Annotated in this window: 12 protein-coding genes; all 12 read left to right on the top strand. The window is 73.5% G+C overall.

The features are described from left to right. The first annotated feature begins 382 nt into the window (after window positions 1-382). The 12 genes from VGD70_RS31670 (at window position 383) to VGD70_RS31615 (ending at window position 14,995) form a co-directional block, all read left to right on the top strand. Window positions 383-2,065 (top strand): ABC transporter ATP-binding protein, encoded by a 1,683-nt coding sequence (locus tag VGD70_RS31670; RefSeq protein WP_331087880.1) that lies wholly within the window; start codon window positions 383-385, stop codon window positions 2,063-2,065. After that, complete coding sequence (locus tag VGD70_RS31665; RefSeq protein WP_331087878.1) at window positions 2,062-3,804, top strand: ABC transporter ATP-binding protein; 1,743 nt, start codon at window positions 2,062-2,064, stop codon at window positions 3,802-3,804. Before VGD70_RS31670 ends, VGD70_RS31665 begins: the two co-directional genes overlap by 4 nt. A gap of 72 nt (window positions 3,805-3,876) precedes the next feature. Further along, window positions 3,877-4,929 (top strand): LacI family DNA-binding transcriptional regulator, encoded by a 1,053-nt coding sequence (locus tag VGD70_RS31660; RefSeq protein WP_331087876.1) that lies wholly within the window; start codon window positions 3,877-3,879, stop codon window positions 4,927-4,929. Between the two features lie 82 nt (window positions 4,930-5,011). After that, window positions 5,012-6,847 (top strand): GH39 family glycosyl hydrolase, encoded by a 1,836-nt coding sequence (locus tag VGD70_RS31655; protein ID WP_331087874.1) that lies wholly within the window; start codon window positions 5,012-5,014, stop codon window positions 6,845-6,847. Between the two features lie 16 nt (window positions 6,848-6,863). Beyond that, complete coding sequence (locus VGD70_RS31650) at window positions 6,864-8,387, top strand: alpha-amylase family glycosyl hydrolase (RefSeq protein WP_331087872.1); 1,524 nt, start codon at window positions 6,864-6,866, stop codon at window positions 8,385-8,387. A gap of 60 nt (window positions 8,388-8,447) precedes the next feature. Further along, window positions 8,448-8,873, top strand: a complete 426-nt coding sequence (locus tag VGD70_RS31645) for a nuclear transport factor 2 family protein (RefSeq protein ID WP_331087870.1) — start codon at window positions 8,448-8,450, stop codon at window positions 8,871-8,873. A 321-nt stretch (window positions 8,874-9,194) separates the two neighbouring features. Further along, window positions 9,195-10,490, top strand: coding sequence for an aspartate aminotransferase family protein (locus tag VGD70_RS31640; protein WP_331087868.1), 1,296 nt, complete (start codon window positions 9,195-9,197; stop codon window positions 10,488-10,490). After that, the gene (locus VGD70_RS31635) at window positions 10,487-11,332 is read left to right on the top strand and encodes a PIG-L deacetylase family protein (RefSeq protein ID WP_331087866.1); all 846 of its coding nucleotides are present in this window, start codon (window positions 10,487-10,489) and stop codon (window positions 11,330-11,332) included. Before VGD70_RS31640 ends, VGD70_RS31635 begins: the two co-directional genes overlap by 4 nt. Further along, the gene (locus VGD70_RS31630) at window positions 11,329-12,426 is read left to right on the top strand and encodes an alcohol dehydrogenase catalytic domain-containing protein (protein ID WP_331087864.1); all 1,098 of its coding nucleotides are present in this window, start codon (window positions 11,329-11,331) and stop codon (window positions 12,424-12,426) included. The genes VGD70_RS31635 and VGD70_RS31630 overlap by 4 nt, the downstream gene beginning before the upstream one ends. A gap of 56 nt (window positions 12,427-12,482) precedes the next feature. Further along, window positions 12,483-13,505: a Gfo/Idh/MocA family oxidoreductase gene (locus VGD70_RS31625; protein ID WP_331087862.1), complete on the top strand. Its 1,023-nt coding sequence runs from the start codon at window positions 12,483-12,485 to the stop codon at window positions 13,503-13,505. A gap of 273 nt (window positions 13,506-13,778) precedes the next feature. Then, window positions 13,779-14,063 (top strand): antibiotic biosynthesis monooxygenase family protein, encoded by a 285-nt coding sequence (locus VGD70_RS31620; RefSeq protein ID WP_331087860.1) that lies wholly within the window; start codon window positions 13,779-13,781, stop codon window positions 14,061-14,063. Window positions 14,064-14,434: 371 nt separating this feature from the next. Next, window positions 14,435-14,995, top strand: a complete 561-nt coding sequence (locus VGD70_RS31615) for a GNAT family protein (protein WP_331087858.1) — start codon at window positions 14,435-14,437, stop codon at window positions 14,993-14,995. Window positions 14,996-15,141: the final 146 nt, after the last annotated feature.

The following is a 15,141-nucleotide window of genomic DNA, read 5'->3' as shown; positions in this document are numbered from 1 at the left end:
TGCCGCGCAAGGAAAGCCGCTACGGACGAGGTCGAGGGGTGGTGCTCAGCGGGGACAGGCCTGGGTGCCCGTCCGGACGAAGTCGACGTGCCGCCGCTTGGTCAGGACTACCTCGGTGCTCACCGACCCATCGCAACAGAACCGTGCGCCGACCGTCAACGGCGGGCGGCAACCGTCCACCCCTTGGAATCGCTCTCTCCGCCCGCGCCCCCTGTGGTGTCCACATCGGACCGCGGATCGCCCGGCCCGCCGGGACGCGGCGCGGTCGCCGTCCGGGACTGCGTCGGCGACGATCGTTCCCGCGAGTATCACGTCCCACCCGGCTGCACACTCTCGCAGGGTTCGCTCCGGGTTAGGCTCGCCTAAGGACTGGAGGACCTCGTTGCGAGAGCTCACCGGAGGCCGTCTGCTGCGCCGCTCGATCGGACGCCACCGCGGTCGGCTGACCGCCGCCGTGCTGCTCCTGTCCGCCCACCAGTCCGCCGAGGCGCTGGTGCCGGTCCTCATCGGCGTGCTCATCGACCGCGCGGTGGCCACCGGCGACGTGCTGGCCCTGCTGCTGTGGATGCTGGCGCTCGGCGCGCTGTTCGCCTTGCTGACCACGTTCTGGCGCTGGGGCGCGCGCCACCTCATGACCGCGATGCAGCACGAGATGCACCAGCTCCGCATCGAGGTGGTCGAGCGGGTGCTCGACCCCCGTGGGCAGCGCACCGGCATGCGGGCGGGCGAGGTGCTGCAGATCGCGACGTCGGACGCGGAGCGCGCGGCCGCCGTCATGCAGGGCTGGTCGGTGGGGGCGGCCGCGTTCGTCGCCCTCGTGGTGTCGGCGGTGTCGCTGCTGACCATCGACGTGCCGCTCGGGCTCGCGGTGCTGATCGGCGTGCCGGCGCTGGCGGCGGGCTTGCAGGTGCTCAGCCCGTGGCTCACCCGCCGGGCCGCGGTCGCGCAGGAGGCGGCCGGCGAGACGGCCGCGCTCGCGACCGACCTCGTGCACGGCGTGCGGGCGCTGCGCGGGATCGGCGCGCAGGCCAGCGCCGCGGCCGCCTACCGCGGGTCGAGCCGCACGGCGTTGCGGGCGTCGCTGCGGGCGGCCACCACGAACGGCGTCTACCTCGGGGTCACGTCGGCGGTGAGCGGGCTGTTCCTGGCGGCCATCGCCGGGTTCGCGGGGTGGCTGACGCTGGACGGGCGGCTCACGGTCGGCGAGCTGATCACGGTCGTCGGACTCGCGCAGTTCGTCGCCGAGCCCGTGCGGCTGCTCGGCTCCGCGGGCCAACTGGTGGCGCAGGCCCGCGCCTCGGCGCACCGGCTGGGGCGGATCCTCGACGCGCCGACCGTGGTCCGGCCCGGACCCCGGACGTCGGTGCCGTGCCCGAGCCTGCTGCTCTCGGGCGTGTCGTACCGGACGCTGACCGACCTGTCGCTGGCCGTCGGGCCGGGCGAGACGCTCGGCGTGGTCGGCTACGACCAGCGCGACTGCGACGCGCTGCTGGAGCTGCTGTCCGGGGCCGTGCCGGCGCACGCCTACCGCGGGTCGCTCGTGGTGGGCGACGTGCCGGTGGCGGAGCTGGACCTGGCCACGCTGCGCGCGACGGTGCTGGTGGAGCAGCACGACATGGCGTTGTTCGAGGGGACGCTGCGCACCAACCTGCTGGCCGGCGCGGGGTCGGCCGACCTCGGGCGCGCCGTCGCGGCCGCCGCCGCGGAGGACATCATCGCGGCCCACCCGGCCGGCCTGGACCACCCGGTCGCCGACCGCGGGACCACGCTGTCCGGCGGGCAGCGGCAGCGGATCGGCCTGGCCAGGGCGCTCGCCGCGGCCGCCCCCGTGCTGGTCCTGCCCGAGCCGACCACCGCGGTCGACGCGGTCACCGAGGAGCGGATCGCCCACGGCATCGCGTGGCTGCGGGCCGGCTCGACCACGGTGCTGGTCACCACGAGCCCCGCGCTGCTGGCCGTCGCCGACCGGGTGGTGGTGCTCGACGCGGGCCGCGTCGCCGCCACCGGAACGCACGCCGACCTCGCCGAGACCGATCCTCGCTACCGCGCGGCAGTCCTGCGGTGACCGCGCTGCTCCCCGTCGCCACGCCCCGCCGGACGTGGGCCGCGCTCTGGGCGGAGGTCCGGCGCATGCCCTGGCTCGGCCTCGCCGCCGCGCTCACCGCCGTCGGGGCCGGCGCGGGCGGGCTCGTCGCGCCCTGGGTGCTCGGCACGATGATCGACGGCAGCACCGACCACGCGAACCACGGCGACGTCCTGGCGGCCGCCGCGGTGATCGCGGTCGCCGCCGTCGGCACGGGCCTGCTCGCCGGGATCTCGGCGACGCTGCTGTCCCGGCTCGGCGAGACCGTCCTCGCCAGGCTGCGCGAGCGCGTGCTCGACCGGACCCTCCACCTCCCCGCCGCGACGCTCGACAAGGTGCGTCCCGGCGACCTCCTCTCCCGCGTCGGCGACGACGTCTCCGTGGTCACCACCGCGCTCGTCACCACCGGCCCGCAGCTCGCGTCGGCCCTGCTCACGATCGTCCTCACCGGCGCCGGCCTGTTCGCCCTCGACTGGCGGCTCGGCCTCGCCGGCCTGCTCGCCGGACCGATGTACGCCCTCGCGGTGCGCTGGTACCTCCCCCGCTCGGGCCCCTTCTACGCCCGCGAGCGGGTGGCCGTCGGCGAGCGGGCGCAGGCGATGGTCAGCTCGCTGCGGGCCGGCCCGACCGTCCGCGCCTACCGCCTCGAGCGCGCCCACCTGGCCACGATCAACGGGCGGTCCCGCGCCGCCATGGACCTCTCGATCGGTGTGTTCCACCTGTTCACCCGGCTCGTCGCGCGGATGAACCGGGCCGAGTTCGTGGGCCTCGCCGCCATCCTGGTCACCGGGTTCCTGCTGGTCCGCGCGGACCTCGTGACGATCGGCGCGACCACCGCCGCCGCGCTGTACTTCCACCGGCTGTTCGACCCGGTCGGCGCGGTGATCATCGAGTTCGACGAGATCCAGGCGGCCGGCGCGAGCCTGGCCCGGCTCGTCGGCGTGGCCGAGCTGGACCGCCCGCACCCACCCACGACGACCGACGAACCGGCCGACCACGCGCTGGAGCTGCGCAAGATCAGCCACTGCTACGACGGCGGCCCGCTCGTCCTCACCGACGTCTCGGTGCGGATCAGGCCCGGCGAGCGGCTCGCGGTCGTCGGGGCCACCGGCACCGGCAAGTCCACGCTGGCCGGCATCGCCGCGGGCCTGCTCGACCCCGTCGCGGGCGCGGTCACGCTCGGCGGCGTGCCGGTGCACGGGCTCGACCGGCGGTACATCGCCATGCTGAGCCAGGAGGTGCACGTGTTCTCCGGCCCGCTCGTCGCCGACCTCCGGCTGGCCAGGCCGGACGCGACCGAGGCGGAGGTCCGGGCGGCGCTGGAGACGGTCGGCGCGACGCACTGGGTCCGCGCGCTGCCGGCCGGGCTGGACACGGTCGTCGGCGAGAGCGCGCACCGGCTCACCGCGGCCCAGGCCCAGCAGGTGGCGCTCGCCCGGCTGGTCCTCGCCGACCCGGCCGTCGCGATCCTCGACGAGGCCACCGCCGAGGCCGGCAGCGCAGGGGCGCGCGAGCTGGAGCGGGGCGCGCTCGCGGCCACCGAGGGGCGCACGACGCTGATCGTCGCGCACCGGCTGACCCAGGCCGAGCTCGCCGACCGGGTGCTCGTGCTCGAGGGCGGCCAGGTCGTCGAGACCGGCACCCACGCTGACCTGGTGCGGCTCGGCGGCCGGTACGCGGAGCTGTGGCGTAGCTGGACCGGGGCGGGCGCGGCGGGTTAACTCCTTGCTGCCACTCGACACGCCGGGTAGTTTTGGCCAGCTGAATGCGCTTACGCGAGGGACGGTTACTGGGTGAGTGCCCCCACGGTCTACGACGTCGCCGAACGCGCGCAGGTGTCCATCGCGACCGTGTCCCGTGTCTTCCGCAACCCGGACACGGTCCGCGCGCAGACCCGCGAGCGCGTGCTGGCCGTCGCGCGCGAGCTCGGCTACGTCCCCAGCGGCAACGCGCGGGGGCTGGCCAGCCGCAGCACCGGCGTGCTGGGGCTGTGCTTCCCGGACTACGCCGACCCCGAGGTCGACGACGCCGAGGGCGAGGCGGACGCCGACGACCCCGAGCACATGCTCTACGCCGACGAGATCACCCGGGGCATGGAGCGCGCGGCCCGGCGGCACGGCTACGCGCTGCTGATCGCCGCGTCGCTCGCCGGCGGCCCGGAGAGCCTGGTGGCGAAGGTCGCCGGCCGGGTCGACGGGTTCGCGGTCCTGGCCCGCACCGTGCCGACCGGCGACCTCGAGATCATCTCCCGCCGGCTGCCGATCGTGATGATCGCCGGGCCGCGCGAGATCGACCACCTCGACCACCTCGTGGTCGACAACGAGGACGGCGAGCTGGCGCTGACCACGCACCTCCTCGCCGACCACGGCCTCACCCGGCTCGCGTTCGTGGGCGGCACCACGGACTCGCCGGACGCGGCCGCCCGGTTCCGCGGCTACCAGCGCGCTCTCGCCGCCGCCGGTCTCCCGGTGCCCGACGAGCCGGCCACCCGGGGCGACTTCACCCAGGCCGACGGCCGGGCGGCGACCGAGCGCCTGCTCGACAGCGGGGGCGCCCCGCCGCAGGCGCTGGTGTGCGCGAACGACCAGATGGCCGTCGGCGCGCTGCAGACCTTGGAGCGGCGCGGCATCCGGGTGCCGCAGGACATGGCGGTGGTCGGCTTCGACGGCATTCCGCTGGGCCGGGTCGTGCGGCCGAGCCTCACCACGGTGAGCCAGCCGATGCGCCGCCTGGGCGAGACCGCGGTGGACCTCCTGGTGGACCGCCTCCGCGAACCGGACCGCGAGCCCCGCTCGGTCCTCCTGCCGGTGACCTTGACCCGCCGGCAGAGCTGCGGCTGCCCGTAAGTCCCCCGGCCTCCCTTGCGGCGGTCTGTGGCGGCACCTAGTGTATGCGCTTACAGGAAGCGCTTACAGCGAGGGGGCCGTAGTGACCGACACCAGTGCGCGGCAGGACTGGGCGCAGCGCATCGGTCTCCCCAGTGCGGAGCGGCTCACCGGCATCGGTGCGCTGCCCGCGCCGGACGGGCTGGTCGCGGAGGCCGGGACCGGGCTCGTGCGGCTGGACTGGCGGCCGGTCGACGGGGCGCTGGGCTACCTCGTGCACCGCGCGGCGGACGAGGGCGGGCCGTTCGAGCCGCTGGACCATCTCGGTGGCGACGTGCTCGCGGTGCCGCACCCGCCGTACGCCGACACGTTGGTCGAGCCGGGCGCGACCTACTTCTACCGGGTGGCCACGTGGAGCGACGGCGGCGCGGGGCCGCTGTCGGCCACCGCGTCGGCCACCCCCCAGCCCGCGGGTCCGGCGCCGGCGCGGGTTGTCGTGTCCGTCGACACGACCGCGGCGCCGGTCCCGCTGCCCGACGTCTGGCGGCGGATGATCGGCGCCGAGCACTTCTCGCTGCTGGTGTGGGACAAGCCCGGCCCGGGCGGCTCGGACGTCGCCGCCGAGTACGCCGAGGCGCTGCGGATCGTGCGGGACGAGCTCGGCGTGCGGACCGTCCGCGCGCACGGCACGTTCCTGCCCGAGACGGTCACCGTGCGCGCGGACGGCACGTTCGACTTCGCCGGGCTCGACGAGGTGTACGACCGGTTCCTCGCGACCGGGCTCAGGCCGGTGGTCGAGCTGTCGTTCATGCCGCTCGCCCTCTGCGCGGACCCCGGCTACACGGTCTTCGAGTACCACGCGCCGGTGTCGGTGCCGACGGACTGGGACCGCTGGGGCGACCTCGTCCGCGACCTGACCGTCCACCTGCGCGAGCGCTACGGCGCCGACGAGGTGGCCACCTGGGAGTTCGAGGTCTGGAACGAGGCCAACCTCGAGGTGTTCTGGAACGGCACCCAGGAGGACTACCACCGGCTCTACGAGGTCGCGGCCCGCGCGGTGAAGAGCGTCGACGAGCGGATCCCGGTCGGCGGACCGTCCTCGGCGGCGGCCGGCTGGGTCGGCGCGCTGCTGGCGCACTGCCTCGCGCACGACGTGCCGGTCGACTTCGTCTCCACGCACACCTACGGCAACGCGCCGCTGGACATGCGGCCGCTGACCCGCTCGTTCGCCAAGGCCACCGGCAAGCCCGAGCCGGAGATCCTGTGGACCGAGTGGGGCGTCACGCCGACGCACTTCCACCCGGTCAACGATGCCGTGTTCGCCGCGCCGTTCGTGCTGCGCGGCATGAAGAGCGCGCTCGCGACCACCGACGCCCTGGCCTACTGGGTCGCGTCCGACCAGTTCGAGGAGCTCGGCTGGCCACCGCGGCTGCTGCACGGCGGGTTCGGCCTGCTGACCGTCGGCAACCTGCGCAAGCCCCGGTTCTGGGCGCTCGCGATGCTGTCCGCGCTGGCCGGCGGGCGCGTCCCGGCCGCGGTCACCGGCGACGGCGCCGAGGCGACGGTCGAGGCGCTGGCCACCGCGACCGGCTCGACGGTGGACGTGCTGGTCTGGAACGGGACGCTGGATCAGTCCAAAATAGACGGTTCGGCGATCCTGGCCCGGGAGGTGTCGGTGACCGTCGCCGGACTCGCGCCGGGCACCTACTCGGTCGCGTCGGCCCGGGTGGACGCCGAGCACGGCAACATCCAGCGGGTATGGGCCGACCTCGGCGGCGGTGACTGGCCCGACGACCGGCAGTGGGACACGCTGCGCGCCGCCGACACGGTGCCGAGCGAGTACCTTGCGGACATGGAGGTCGGCGCGGGCGGCACCGCGTCGGTCACCGTCGAGGTCCCCATGCCGGGCATCAGGTCGCTGCGACTGACCCGGCGCTGACGAGCGAGGAGCGCCCATGGCCGACTGGTTGGCTGATGCCGTCCTGTACCAGATCTACCCGCAGAGTTTCGCGGACAGCAACGGCGACGGCATCGGCGACCTGAACGGCGTCGAGTCCAAACTGGACTATCTGGCGTGGCTCGGGGTGAACACGGTGTGGCTCAACCCGTGCTTCGTCTCCCCGATGCGCGACGCCGGCTACGACGTGGCCGACTACTACGCTATCGACCCGCGCTACGGCACCGGCGACGACCTGGCCAAGCTCGTCGACTCGGCGGGCCGGCGCGGCATCCGCGTGCTGCTGGACCTCGTCGCCGGGCACACCTCCGACCAGCACCCGTGGTTCGTCCAGTCGGCCGACGACCCGACCGACCACCGCTACGTCTGGGCCGACCGGCAGGCGCCGGGCTTCGAGCCGTCGCCGGGCTCGCGGCCGGGCTACTACCTGCCGAACTTCTTCCCGGTGCAGCCGGCGCTGAACTTCGGCTACGCCCGGATGGATCCCGAGGAGCCGTGGCGCCAGCCCGTGGACGCCCCCGGCCCGCGGGCGAACCGGCAGGCGTTGCGGGACATCATGGACCACTGGCTGCGGATCGGGATCGCGGGTTTCCGGGTGGACATGGCATCGTCGCTGGTCAAGGACGACGCCGGCAAGGTCGAGACGGCCAAGCTGTGGCGCGAGCTGCGGGCGTGGCTCGACGAGGCGCATCCCGAGGCCGTCCTGTTGAGCGAGTGGGCCCAGCCGCAGGTCGCGGTGCCGGCCGGCTTCCACGCGGACTTCTTCCTGCACTTCGGCAGCAGCCAGGCGTTCCGGTCGCTGTTCCACAACGGCGCCGTCTACGACGACACGTGGCGGGTGCGCCCGTGCTACTTCGACGCCTCCGGCGGGGGTTCCATCGCCGACTTCCTGGCCGAGTGGGCCACCGCGTCCACGGTGATCGGCCGCGGCCACATCATCCTGCCGACGTCCAACCACGACTTCCCCCGGCTCGTCGCCGGGAGCCGTACCGCGGACCAGGCCCGCGCGGCGCTGACGTTCCTGCTGACCTGGCCCACCCTCCCGGCCATCTACTACGGGGACGAGATCGGCATGCAGTACCAGCCGGGCCTGCCGGACTTCGAGGGCAGCGTGCTGGGCCCGCCGCGCGCGGGCTACAACCGGGCCGGCTCCCGGACCCCGATGCAATGGGACGCGGCCGACCCGGAGGTGACGTACCTGCCCCCGCACCCGTCCCCGACCCGCCCCACCGTGGCCGACTCCCAGGCGGACCCGGACTCGCTGTTGAACCTGACCCGCGAGCTGATCACCCTGCGCAAGACGAACCCGTCGCTGGGTTCGGGGGGCAGCGTCGAGATCGTGAACCCCGGCTACCCGTTCGTGTACCGGCGGAGCGAGTTCACGGTGGCGGTGAACCCGGCGATGCGCCCGTTCGGCGCGGACATCCCGGTGCCGGGCGAGCTGGTGCTCGGAAACGGCGCGACCCACGAGAACGGCCGCCTGCTGATGGAGGGCTTCGGCTACGCGGTCTACAAGAGCTGAGCCGCCCCGGCGAGTTCACCGTGCACCGGACCCGGGAGGCCGTTCGGTAGCGTTCCGGTCATGTTCCAGACCGACACGGCGGCGTTCGTGCACCGCTTCGCCGAGGCGTGGGCGGCACCGACCGTCGACGGGCTCGTGGCGCTCACCCACGCGGACGCCACGTTCACCCAGCCGCTGTACAGCACCGCGCGCGGGCACGCCGGCCTCACCAACGTGCTGGACGAACTGCTCTCGACCATCCCCGACCTGCGCGGCGAGCTCCTGACCTGGGCCGCGGCCGACGACGAGACCGTGTTCGTGGAACTGCGCCTCACCGGCACGTTCGGCCGCAAGCCCATCGAGTGGGTGACCGTCGACAAGATCGTCCTGCGCGACGGCCTGATCGCGAGCCGGACCGCCAACTTCGACGGCCTCCGGCTGCTCGGCTCCCTGGCCCGCCGCCCCCGCGGCTGGCCGGCCTGGCTGCGCGCCAAGCTCGACCGCTAGGTAGCGGCCGGCCTCGACCGCCAGGTAGCGGCCGGCGCGGTGGGTTCCGGGGCCCACCGCACCGGCCGCTGCTCTTGGGGCCGACGATCGCTCGCCCTCACCCGGCCACCTCACACAGTCCACATCGGACAGCTCGGCGCCGGCGTGCAGCTTCCGCCCTCGACGTCGCTCCGGTCACCGCACACCTCCCTGCCGTGGCCCTCCCCTGATGTAGGTACTTAGAACCGCGTTCCATGTCAATACGGAACAGCTACTTGAAACGCGATTCCACATGTAGCACGATCCATCCGAGTCCCCACTACGACAGGAGTGATGCCGTCCATGGCCGAGTCGTCGTATCCGATCGGCGCGGACTGGGCGCGCCGGGCCGAACGGGTCATTCCCGGCGGCCTGAACTCGTTCAGCCGCCACCTCGGCCGGCCCTACGGGTTCGCCCGCTCCTCCGGCGCCCACGTCTGGGACTTCGAAGGCAACCGCTACGTCGACTACCACGCCGCGTTCGGCGCGATCGTGCTCGGGCACAACGACCCGGACGTCGACCGGGCCGCGGCCGAGGGCAGCCAGCCGCTGGACCTGGTGGGCATCGGCATCACCCGGCCCGAGGTGGAGCTCGCCGAGCTGGTCTGCTCGGTCATCCCGTCCGCGGACCAGATGATCTGCTGCACGAGCGGCAGCGAGGCCACCTTCCACGCGGTGCGCCTGGCCCGTTCGGTCACCGGCCGCCGGCTGGTCGTCAAGGTCCAGGGCGGCTACCACGGCTGGCACGACGCGGTGGCCCGCAACGTGATCTCCCCGCCGGAGCTGGCCTACGGCATGGACCCGATGAGCTCCGGCATCCTGCCCGAGACGCTCGAGTCCACGCTGATCGCCGAGTTCAACGACCTCACCTCGCTCGAGGAGCTCTACAGCCGCCACCCCGAGCAGATCGCCGCGGTGATCGTCGAGCCCGTCCCGCACAACGTGGGCTCGCTGATCCCCGACCCGGGCTACCTCGAGGGCCTGCGCAAGGCCACCGAGGCACAGGGCAGCCTGCTGATCTTCGACGAGGTGATCACCGGCTTCCGGCACGCGCTCGGCGGCTGGCAGGAGATCTCCGGGGTCATGCCGGACCTGACGAGCTTCGGCAAGGCCATGGGCAACGGCTACCCGGTCGCGGGCCTGGCCGGGCGGCACGAGTACATGCAGCAGTTCAACTCCGCGGGCGGCAGCGTGCTGCTGGCCGGCACGTTCACCGGTCACCCGGCCTCGTGCGCGGCGGCGGTCGCCACGATCAACAAGCTGCGCGACGCCAAGGTGTTCGAGCGCACCGCGGAGCTGGGCCAGCGGATGCGCGACGGGCTCACCGGGATCGTCGCCGAGCTCGGCATCCCGGCGGTCGTGCGCGGCTACGGGTCGGTGTGGTGCCTGTACTTCCTCGACGGCGAGATCCACGGCTACCGCGACCTGATGCGCAACGACGACGACCGCTACCGGGAGTACCACCGGCGGATGACCGACCGCGGGTTCCTGATGCTGCCGATGTCGCTCAAGCGCAACCACGTGTCGTTCGCGCACACCGAAGAGGACATCGACGCCACCCTGGAGGCGTCCCGCGACGTGCTGAGGGAGCTCGCATGAAGGTCATGACCATCTACGCCCATCCCGCCGACACCATCACCAACTGCGGCGGCACGCTGGCCCGCCACGCCGACCGCGGCGACGACGTCGCCGCGCTGATCCTCACCCACGGCGGCCGCATCCACGCGAACAAGTACGCCGAGGAGTGGCGCAAGGACGCGCCGGACGCGGCGATCACCACGGCCGGCCTGGACGAGGTGATCGCCAACAAGAAGGCGGAGCTGGCCCGGGCCGCGGAGATCATCGGCATCGGCAAGGTCATCACGCTGGACTTCGACGACGCCGCGTGCACGCTCGACGAGGACCTCGTCGACCGGATCGCGGCCGAGGTGGCCGCCTTCGCGCCGGACATCGTGATCTGCGACTACCCGAAGAACCCGGTGGTACCCGACCCGCACACGCTGGCGAGCGTGATGGCGCTCAACGGGATCAACCGGGCCGCCACGTACCTGCGCAACCTCGACGGGCGCGCGGAGTTCTGGGTCAAGCAGATCTTCTTCACCGCGTTGCCCGTCGCGACGATGGAGCTGCTCAGCCTGGGTGGCACGCGCAACGACACGTACGTGGACATCACGCCTGTCGTGGGCCGCAAGGTCGCCGCGATGGACCAGTTCGCCAGCCAGGCCTACGACGGCCTGTTCGCCCGCAAGCTCATCGAGTCGGCCAACGGCGAGTTCGGCCGCGCGGCCGGGGTGAACTACGCCGAGGCGTTCTGCCGCTACTACAACGAGACGCACAGCCACCTGCCGCTCACCGAGTTCGCCGAGACGGTCGACCCGCTCACCCGGCACATCGACTACTCGCGGGTCGACCTGCGCCGCGAGTACCCGGTGCACCCGTGAGGATCCGCGGCGCCGTCCTGGACCGGTCCGGGGCCGACCGGCCCTACGCCGACTCGGCCCCGCTGTCGGTCGTGGACCTCGAGCTGGCGCCGCCCGGGCCGGGCGAGGTGCTGGTCGAGGTCGAGGCGGCCGGGGTGTGCCACTCCGACCTGTCGGTCATCGACGGCGCGCGGCCGCGGCCGACGCCGATGCTGCTCGGGCACGAGGCGGCCGGGCGGGTCGCCGCGCTCGGCGACGGGGTGTCCGACCTCGACGTCGGGCAGCGGGTGGTGCTCGCGTTCCTGCCGCGCTGCGGCTCGTGTGCGGGCTGCGCGTCGGCCGGGCGGTTCCCGTGCGTGCCGGGCAGCGCGGCCAACGCCGCGGGCGAGCTGCTCGGCGGCGGGCGGCGGCTCACGCTCGACGGTGCGCCGGTGCACCACCACCTCGGGGTGTCCGGGTTCGCCACGCACGCCGTCGTGGACCGGCGCTCGGTCGTGCCGGTCGGCGACGCGGTGCCGGCGGAGGTCGCGGCGCTGCTCGGGTGCGCCGTGCTCACCGGGGGCGGCGCGATCCTCAACGCGGGCGCGGTGGCGCCGGGTGAGTCGGTGGCCGTGGTGGGGCTGGGCGGCGTCGGGTTGGCCGCGGTGCTCACGGCCGTGGCGGTGGGTGCGGGCGAGATCGTCGGCATCGACCCGGTGCCGGCGAAACGGGCGACCGCCGAGGCGCTGGGCGCGACCCGCACGCTGCACCCCGACGAGGCCGGCGGGCTCACCGTGGACTGCGCGGTGGAGGCGGCCGGCGCGGCGCCGGCGGTGGAGACCGCGGTCGGCGTCACGGGGCCGGGCGGCCGGGCGGTCGTCGTCGGGCTGACCCACCCGGACGCGCGGGCCGCGGTGTCGCCGCTGCACCTGGTGTCGGGCGGGCGGAGCATCGTGGGCAGCTACCTGGGCTCGTCGGTGCCGAGCAGGGACGTGCCGCGGTTCGTCGAGCTGTGGTCGGCCGGGCGGCTGCCGGTGGAGCGGCTCGTCAGCGGCCACCTCGGGCTCGACGGGCTGAACGCGGCCATGGACGCGCTCGCCGACGCCACCGCGCTGCGCCAGGTGGTGACCCCGTGACCGTCCACTCGGGAGCCGTTGACGCCTCGTCCGCCGGCTGGCTAGCATCCCCGAACATGGAACGCGATTCCGCATTCGGTGTGCTGATCGTCGGTACCGGTGCCATCGCCGAGCTGCACATCGCGGCGTTGCGGGCCAGCGACCGCGCCGAGCTCGTCGGGCTGGTCGACACCGACCCGGCGCGGGCCGCGGCGGCCTCCTACGCGAACGGCGGCGTGCGGTCCACCACCGACCTGACCGAGGCACTCGCCTGGCCCGAGGTCGACGGCGTGATCGTGTGCACGCCGAACGGCAGCCACGCGACGATCGCGCACGCGGTCGCGGCGGCGGGCAAGCACCTGCTGGTGGAGAAGCCACTCGCGACGACCACTGTGGACGCGCTGGCGGTGCTGGAGGACTTCCGGCGAGCCGGGCGGGTGCTGGCGACGGCGCAGACCCACCGGGCCTACGACTACTCGCTGGCGGTCAAGTCCGCGCTGGACTCCGGCCGGATCGGCGACCCGCTGGTGATCCGCGCGACCCTGCTGGGCGGCTGGATCTGGGGCGACTGGCGGTCGTGGGCCATCGACCCGGGCGCGTCCGGCGGGCACTCGCTGCACAACGGCGTGCACCTGCTGGACCTGGTGTGCTGGTGGATGGGCGCGCGGCCGGACAGCGTGTACGCGCGGGGCCGCAAGCAGACCGCCGGCGAGCTGGAGATCTACGACTACCTGGAGCTGGTGCTGCGCTTCCCGGGGAACAAGATCGCGCAGTGCGAGATGAGCCGCGCGCACCGCCCCGGGGTGATCTCGCACCGCGACGTCCAGGTGATCGGCACGGCCGGCACGCTGTCGCTGCCGTGGGACGCCGAGCCGAGCCTGGTCCTGGACGAGCAGGGCATGTCGGTGCTGCTCCCGGCCGGCGGCAACGGCTTCGCCCGCCAGCTCACCGGCTGGCTGGACGCAATCGCCGGCGGCGACGCCCTGGCCTCCGGCGAGGACGGCCTGGCCGCGGTCGCGATGGCCGAGGCCGCGGAACTGTCGATCGCGACGGGCCAGCCGGTCCCGCTGACCGCCCTCGCCGTGGAGGTTGTCCCGTGAGCGAGAGCGACGGAGCGTTCGCCGTCTGGACTGACGAGCGCGCGCAGGCGCGCCAGCGCCGAGCACGTGAGGAGGGAAGACGGCGAGTAGCGGAGGAGCGGAGCGAACCGTTCAACACAGGGCGGAGCGAACCATTCAACGCGGGGGCTGCCTCCCGAACGCCTCAGGAGGCGGCCCTCCTCGCGGGGCCACTCGGCGGGGGTCGCGAACATGTGGAACAGCTTCCGGAGTTCGCGGCGCTTTTTGTCGGACCCCCTGACTACGGTGGCGGACATGATCATCGTGTCCGGAAAGATCTATGTCGCTCCCGGGGAGCGCGACGGCTACCTCGCCGGCTGCCGCACGGTCGTCGAGCAGGCCAGGGTCGCGCCCGGCTGTCTCGACTTCACCCTGTCCGCCGACCTGCTCGAGCCGGGGCGCATCAACATCTACGAGCGCTGGGACACCGACGAGGACGTCGAGCGGTTCCGCGGCGGCGGGCCGCCGGGCGAGCAGCAGGCGCAGATTCTCGACGGGTCGGTCGCGCGCTACCGCATCTCCTCCGTGGAGGACGCCTGACTAGTCCGCCTCCCCGGGATCAAGAGTGTGCGTTGGGTTCCGGCGAATGGTGTGGGTATCGGGGTGGGTGGTGGCTGGGTGTCGTCACGGTCCCCTGAGGTTCCCGTGATCGGCGCAGGACTTCACACACGATGATCCACGAGATAGGCCTTAAGCCCCGCCCGGCCCGGATCGTTCGATCTGGGCCGGCCGGCGCATCTGGCGAGCCGAATCCGCGTGGGTGAAACGGGCGACCTGGCTCTGCCACGCGATAACCATCAGCCGGGTGGCCGGTCATGAGCCGCGTCCGACGCGCGAAAACGGGTTGCTCGCTGCCGCCGGTGCGGGGATCGTCGCCGTGGCGCGTGGGTCCTCGATCATGGAAGGTCGCGATGTTCTCGATCTCTCTGGGTGACGACGGCGCGGAGCTGCGCCCGCTCGAGCCGTGGCGGGCCGAGGAGTTCCTGGCCCACATGGACCGGGGGCGGCAGTTCGTCGGGCAGTACATCGGGCTCGCGGACGCCGTCACCGACCTGGCGTCGAGCCGCGCGTTCCTGCGGGCGTACGCGGAGAAGGCCGCGGCCGACACCGCGCGGATCTACGGGGTCTGGGTGGACGGCAAGCTGGTCGGCGGCGTCCTGTTCCGGACGATGGACATCGAGCACGGCACCGCCGAGGCGGGCTGCTGGCTGGAGCCGGCGGCGGTGGGCAGGGGGCTGGTGACCAGGGCCGCGCGGGTGATCATCGACTGGGCCGTCGAGGAGCGTGGCATCCACCGCGTGGAGTGGCTGGTCTCGGCGGAGAACCAGGCCAGCGTCGCCGTGGCCCGGCGGTTGGGGATGACCAAGGACGGCGTGCTGCGGGCGTCCTACCCGCACCGGGGCGCGCGGCACGACGTGGAGGTCTGGTCGGTGCTCGCACCGGAGTGGCGGGCGGGCAAGCAGAACGCCTAGGGCATGGCCGGCGGCAGCGTCGGATGCTCGGCCGGGTACAGGCTGACGACGAACGAGTACGAGGTGTCGCCCTCGCGTGGCAGCTGGTCGAAGTCGTTCAGGAGGGCGATGACCCGCTCCCAGAACTCCGCCGCCTGCGCGTCGGA

The organism is Actinophytocola sp. (assembly GCF_036402745.1).
In the GTDB taxonomy this organism is placed as follows: domain Bacteria; phylum Actinomycetota; class Actinomycetes; order Mycobacteriales; family Pseudonocardiaceae; genus Actinophytocola.
Note: the sequence above shows the minus strand (reverse complement) of the source record. Positions and strands in the feature narration are given on the sequence as shown.

Coding starts and splice junctions, on each gene's coding strand:
- VGD70_RS31620 (WP_331087860.1), top strand. CDS start 13,779: ATGATCATCGTGTCCGGAAAGATCTATGTCGCTCCCGGGGAGCGCGAC.
- VGD70_RS31615 (WP_331087858.1), top strand. CDS start 14,435: ATGTTCTCGATCTCTCTGGGTGACGACGGCGCGGAGCTGCGCCCGCTC.
- VGD70_RS31650 (WP_331087872.1), top strand. CDS start 6,864: ATGGCCGACTGGTTGGCTGATGCCGTCCTGTACCAGATCTACCCGCAG.
- VGD70_RS31625 (WP_331087862.1), top strand. CDS start 12,483: ATGGAACGCGATTCCGCATTCGGTGTGCTGATCGTCGGTACCGGTGCC.
- VGD70_RS31635 (WP_331087866.1), top strand. CDS start 10,487: ATGAAGGTCATGACCATCTACGCCCATCCCGCCGACACCATCACCAAC.
- VGD70_RS31645 (WP_331087870.1), top strand. CDS start 8,448: ATGTTCCAGACCGACACGGCGGCGTTCGTGCACCGCTTCGCCGAGGCG.
- VGD70_RS31640 (WP_331087868.1), top strand. CDS start 9,195: ATGGCCGAGTCGTCGTATCCGATCGGCGCGGACTGGGCGCGCCGGGCC.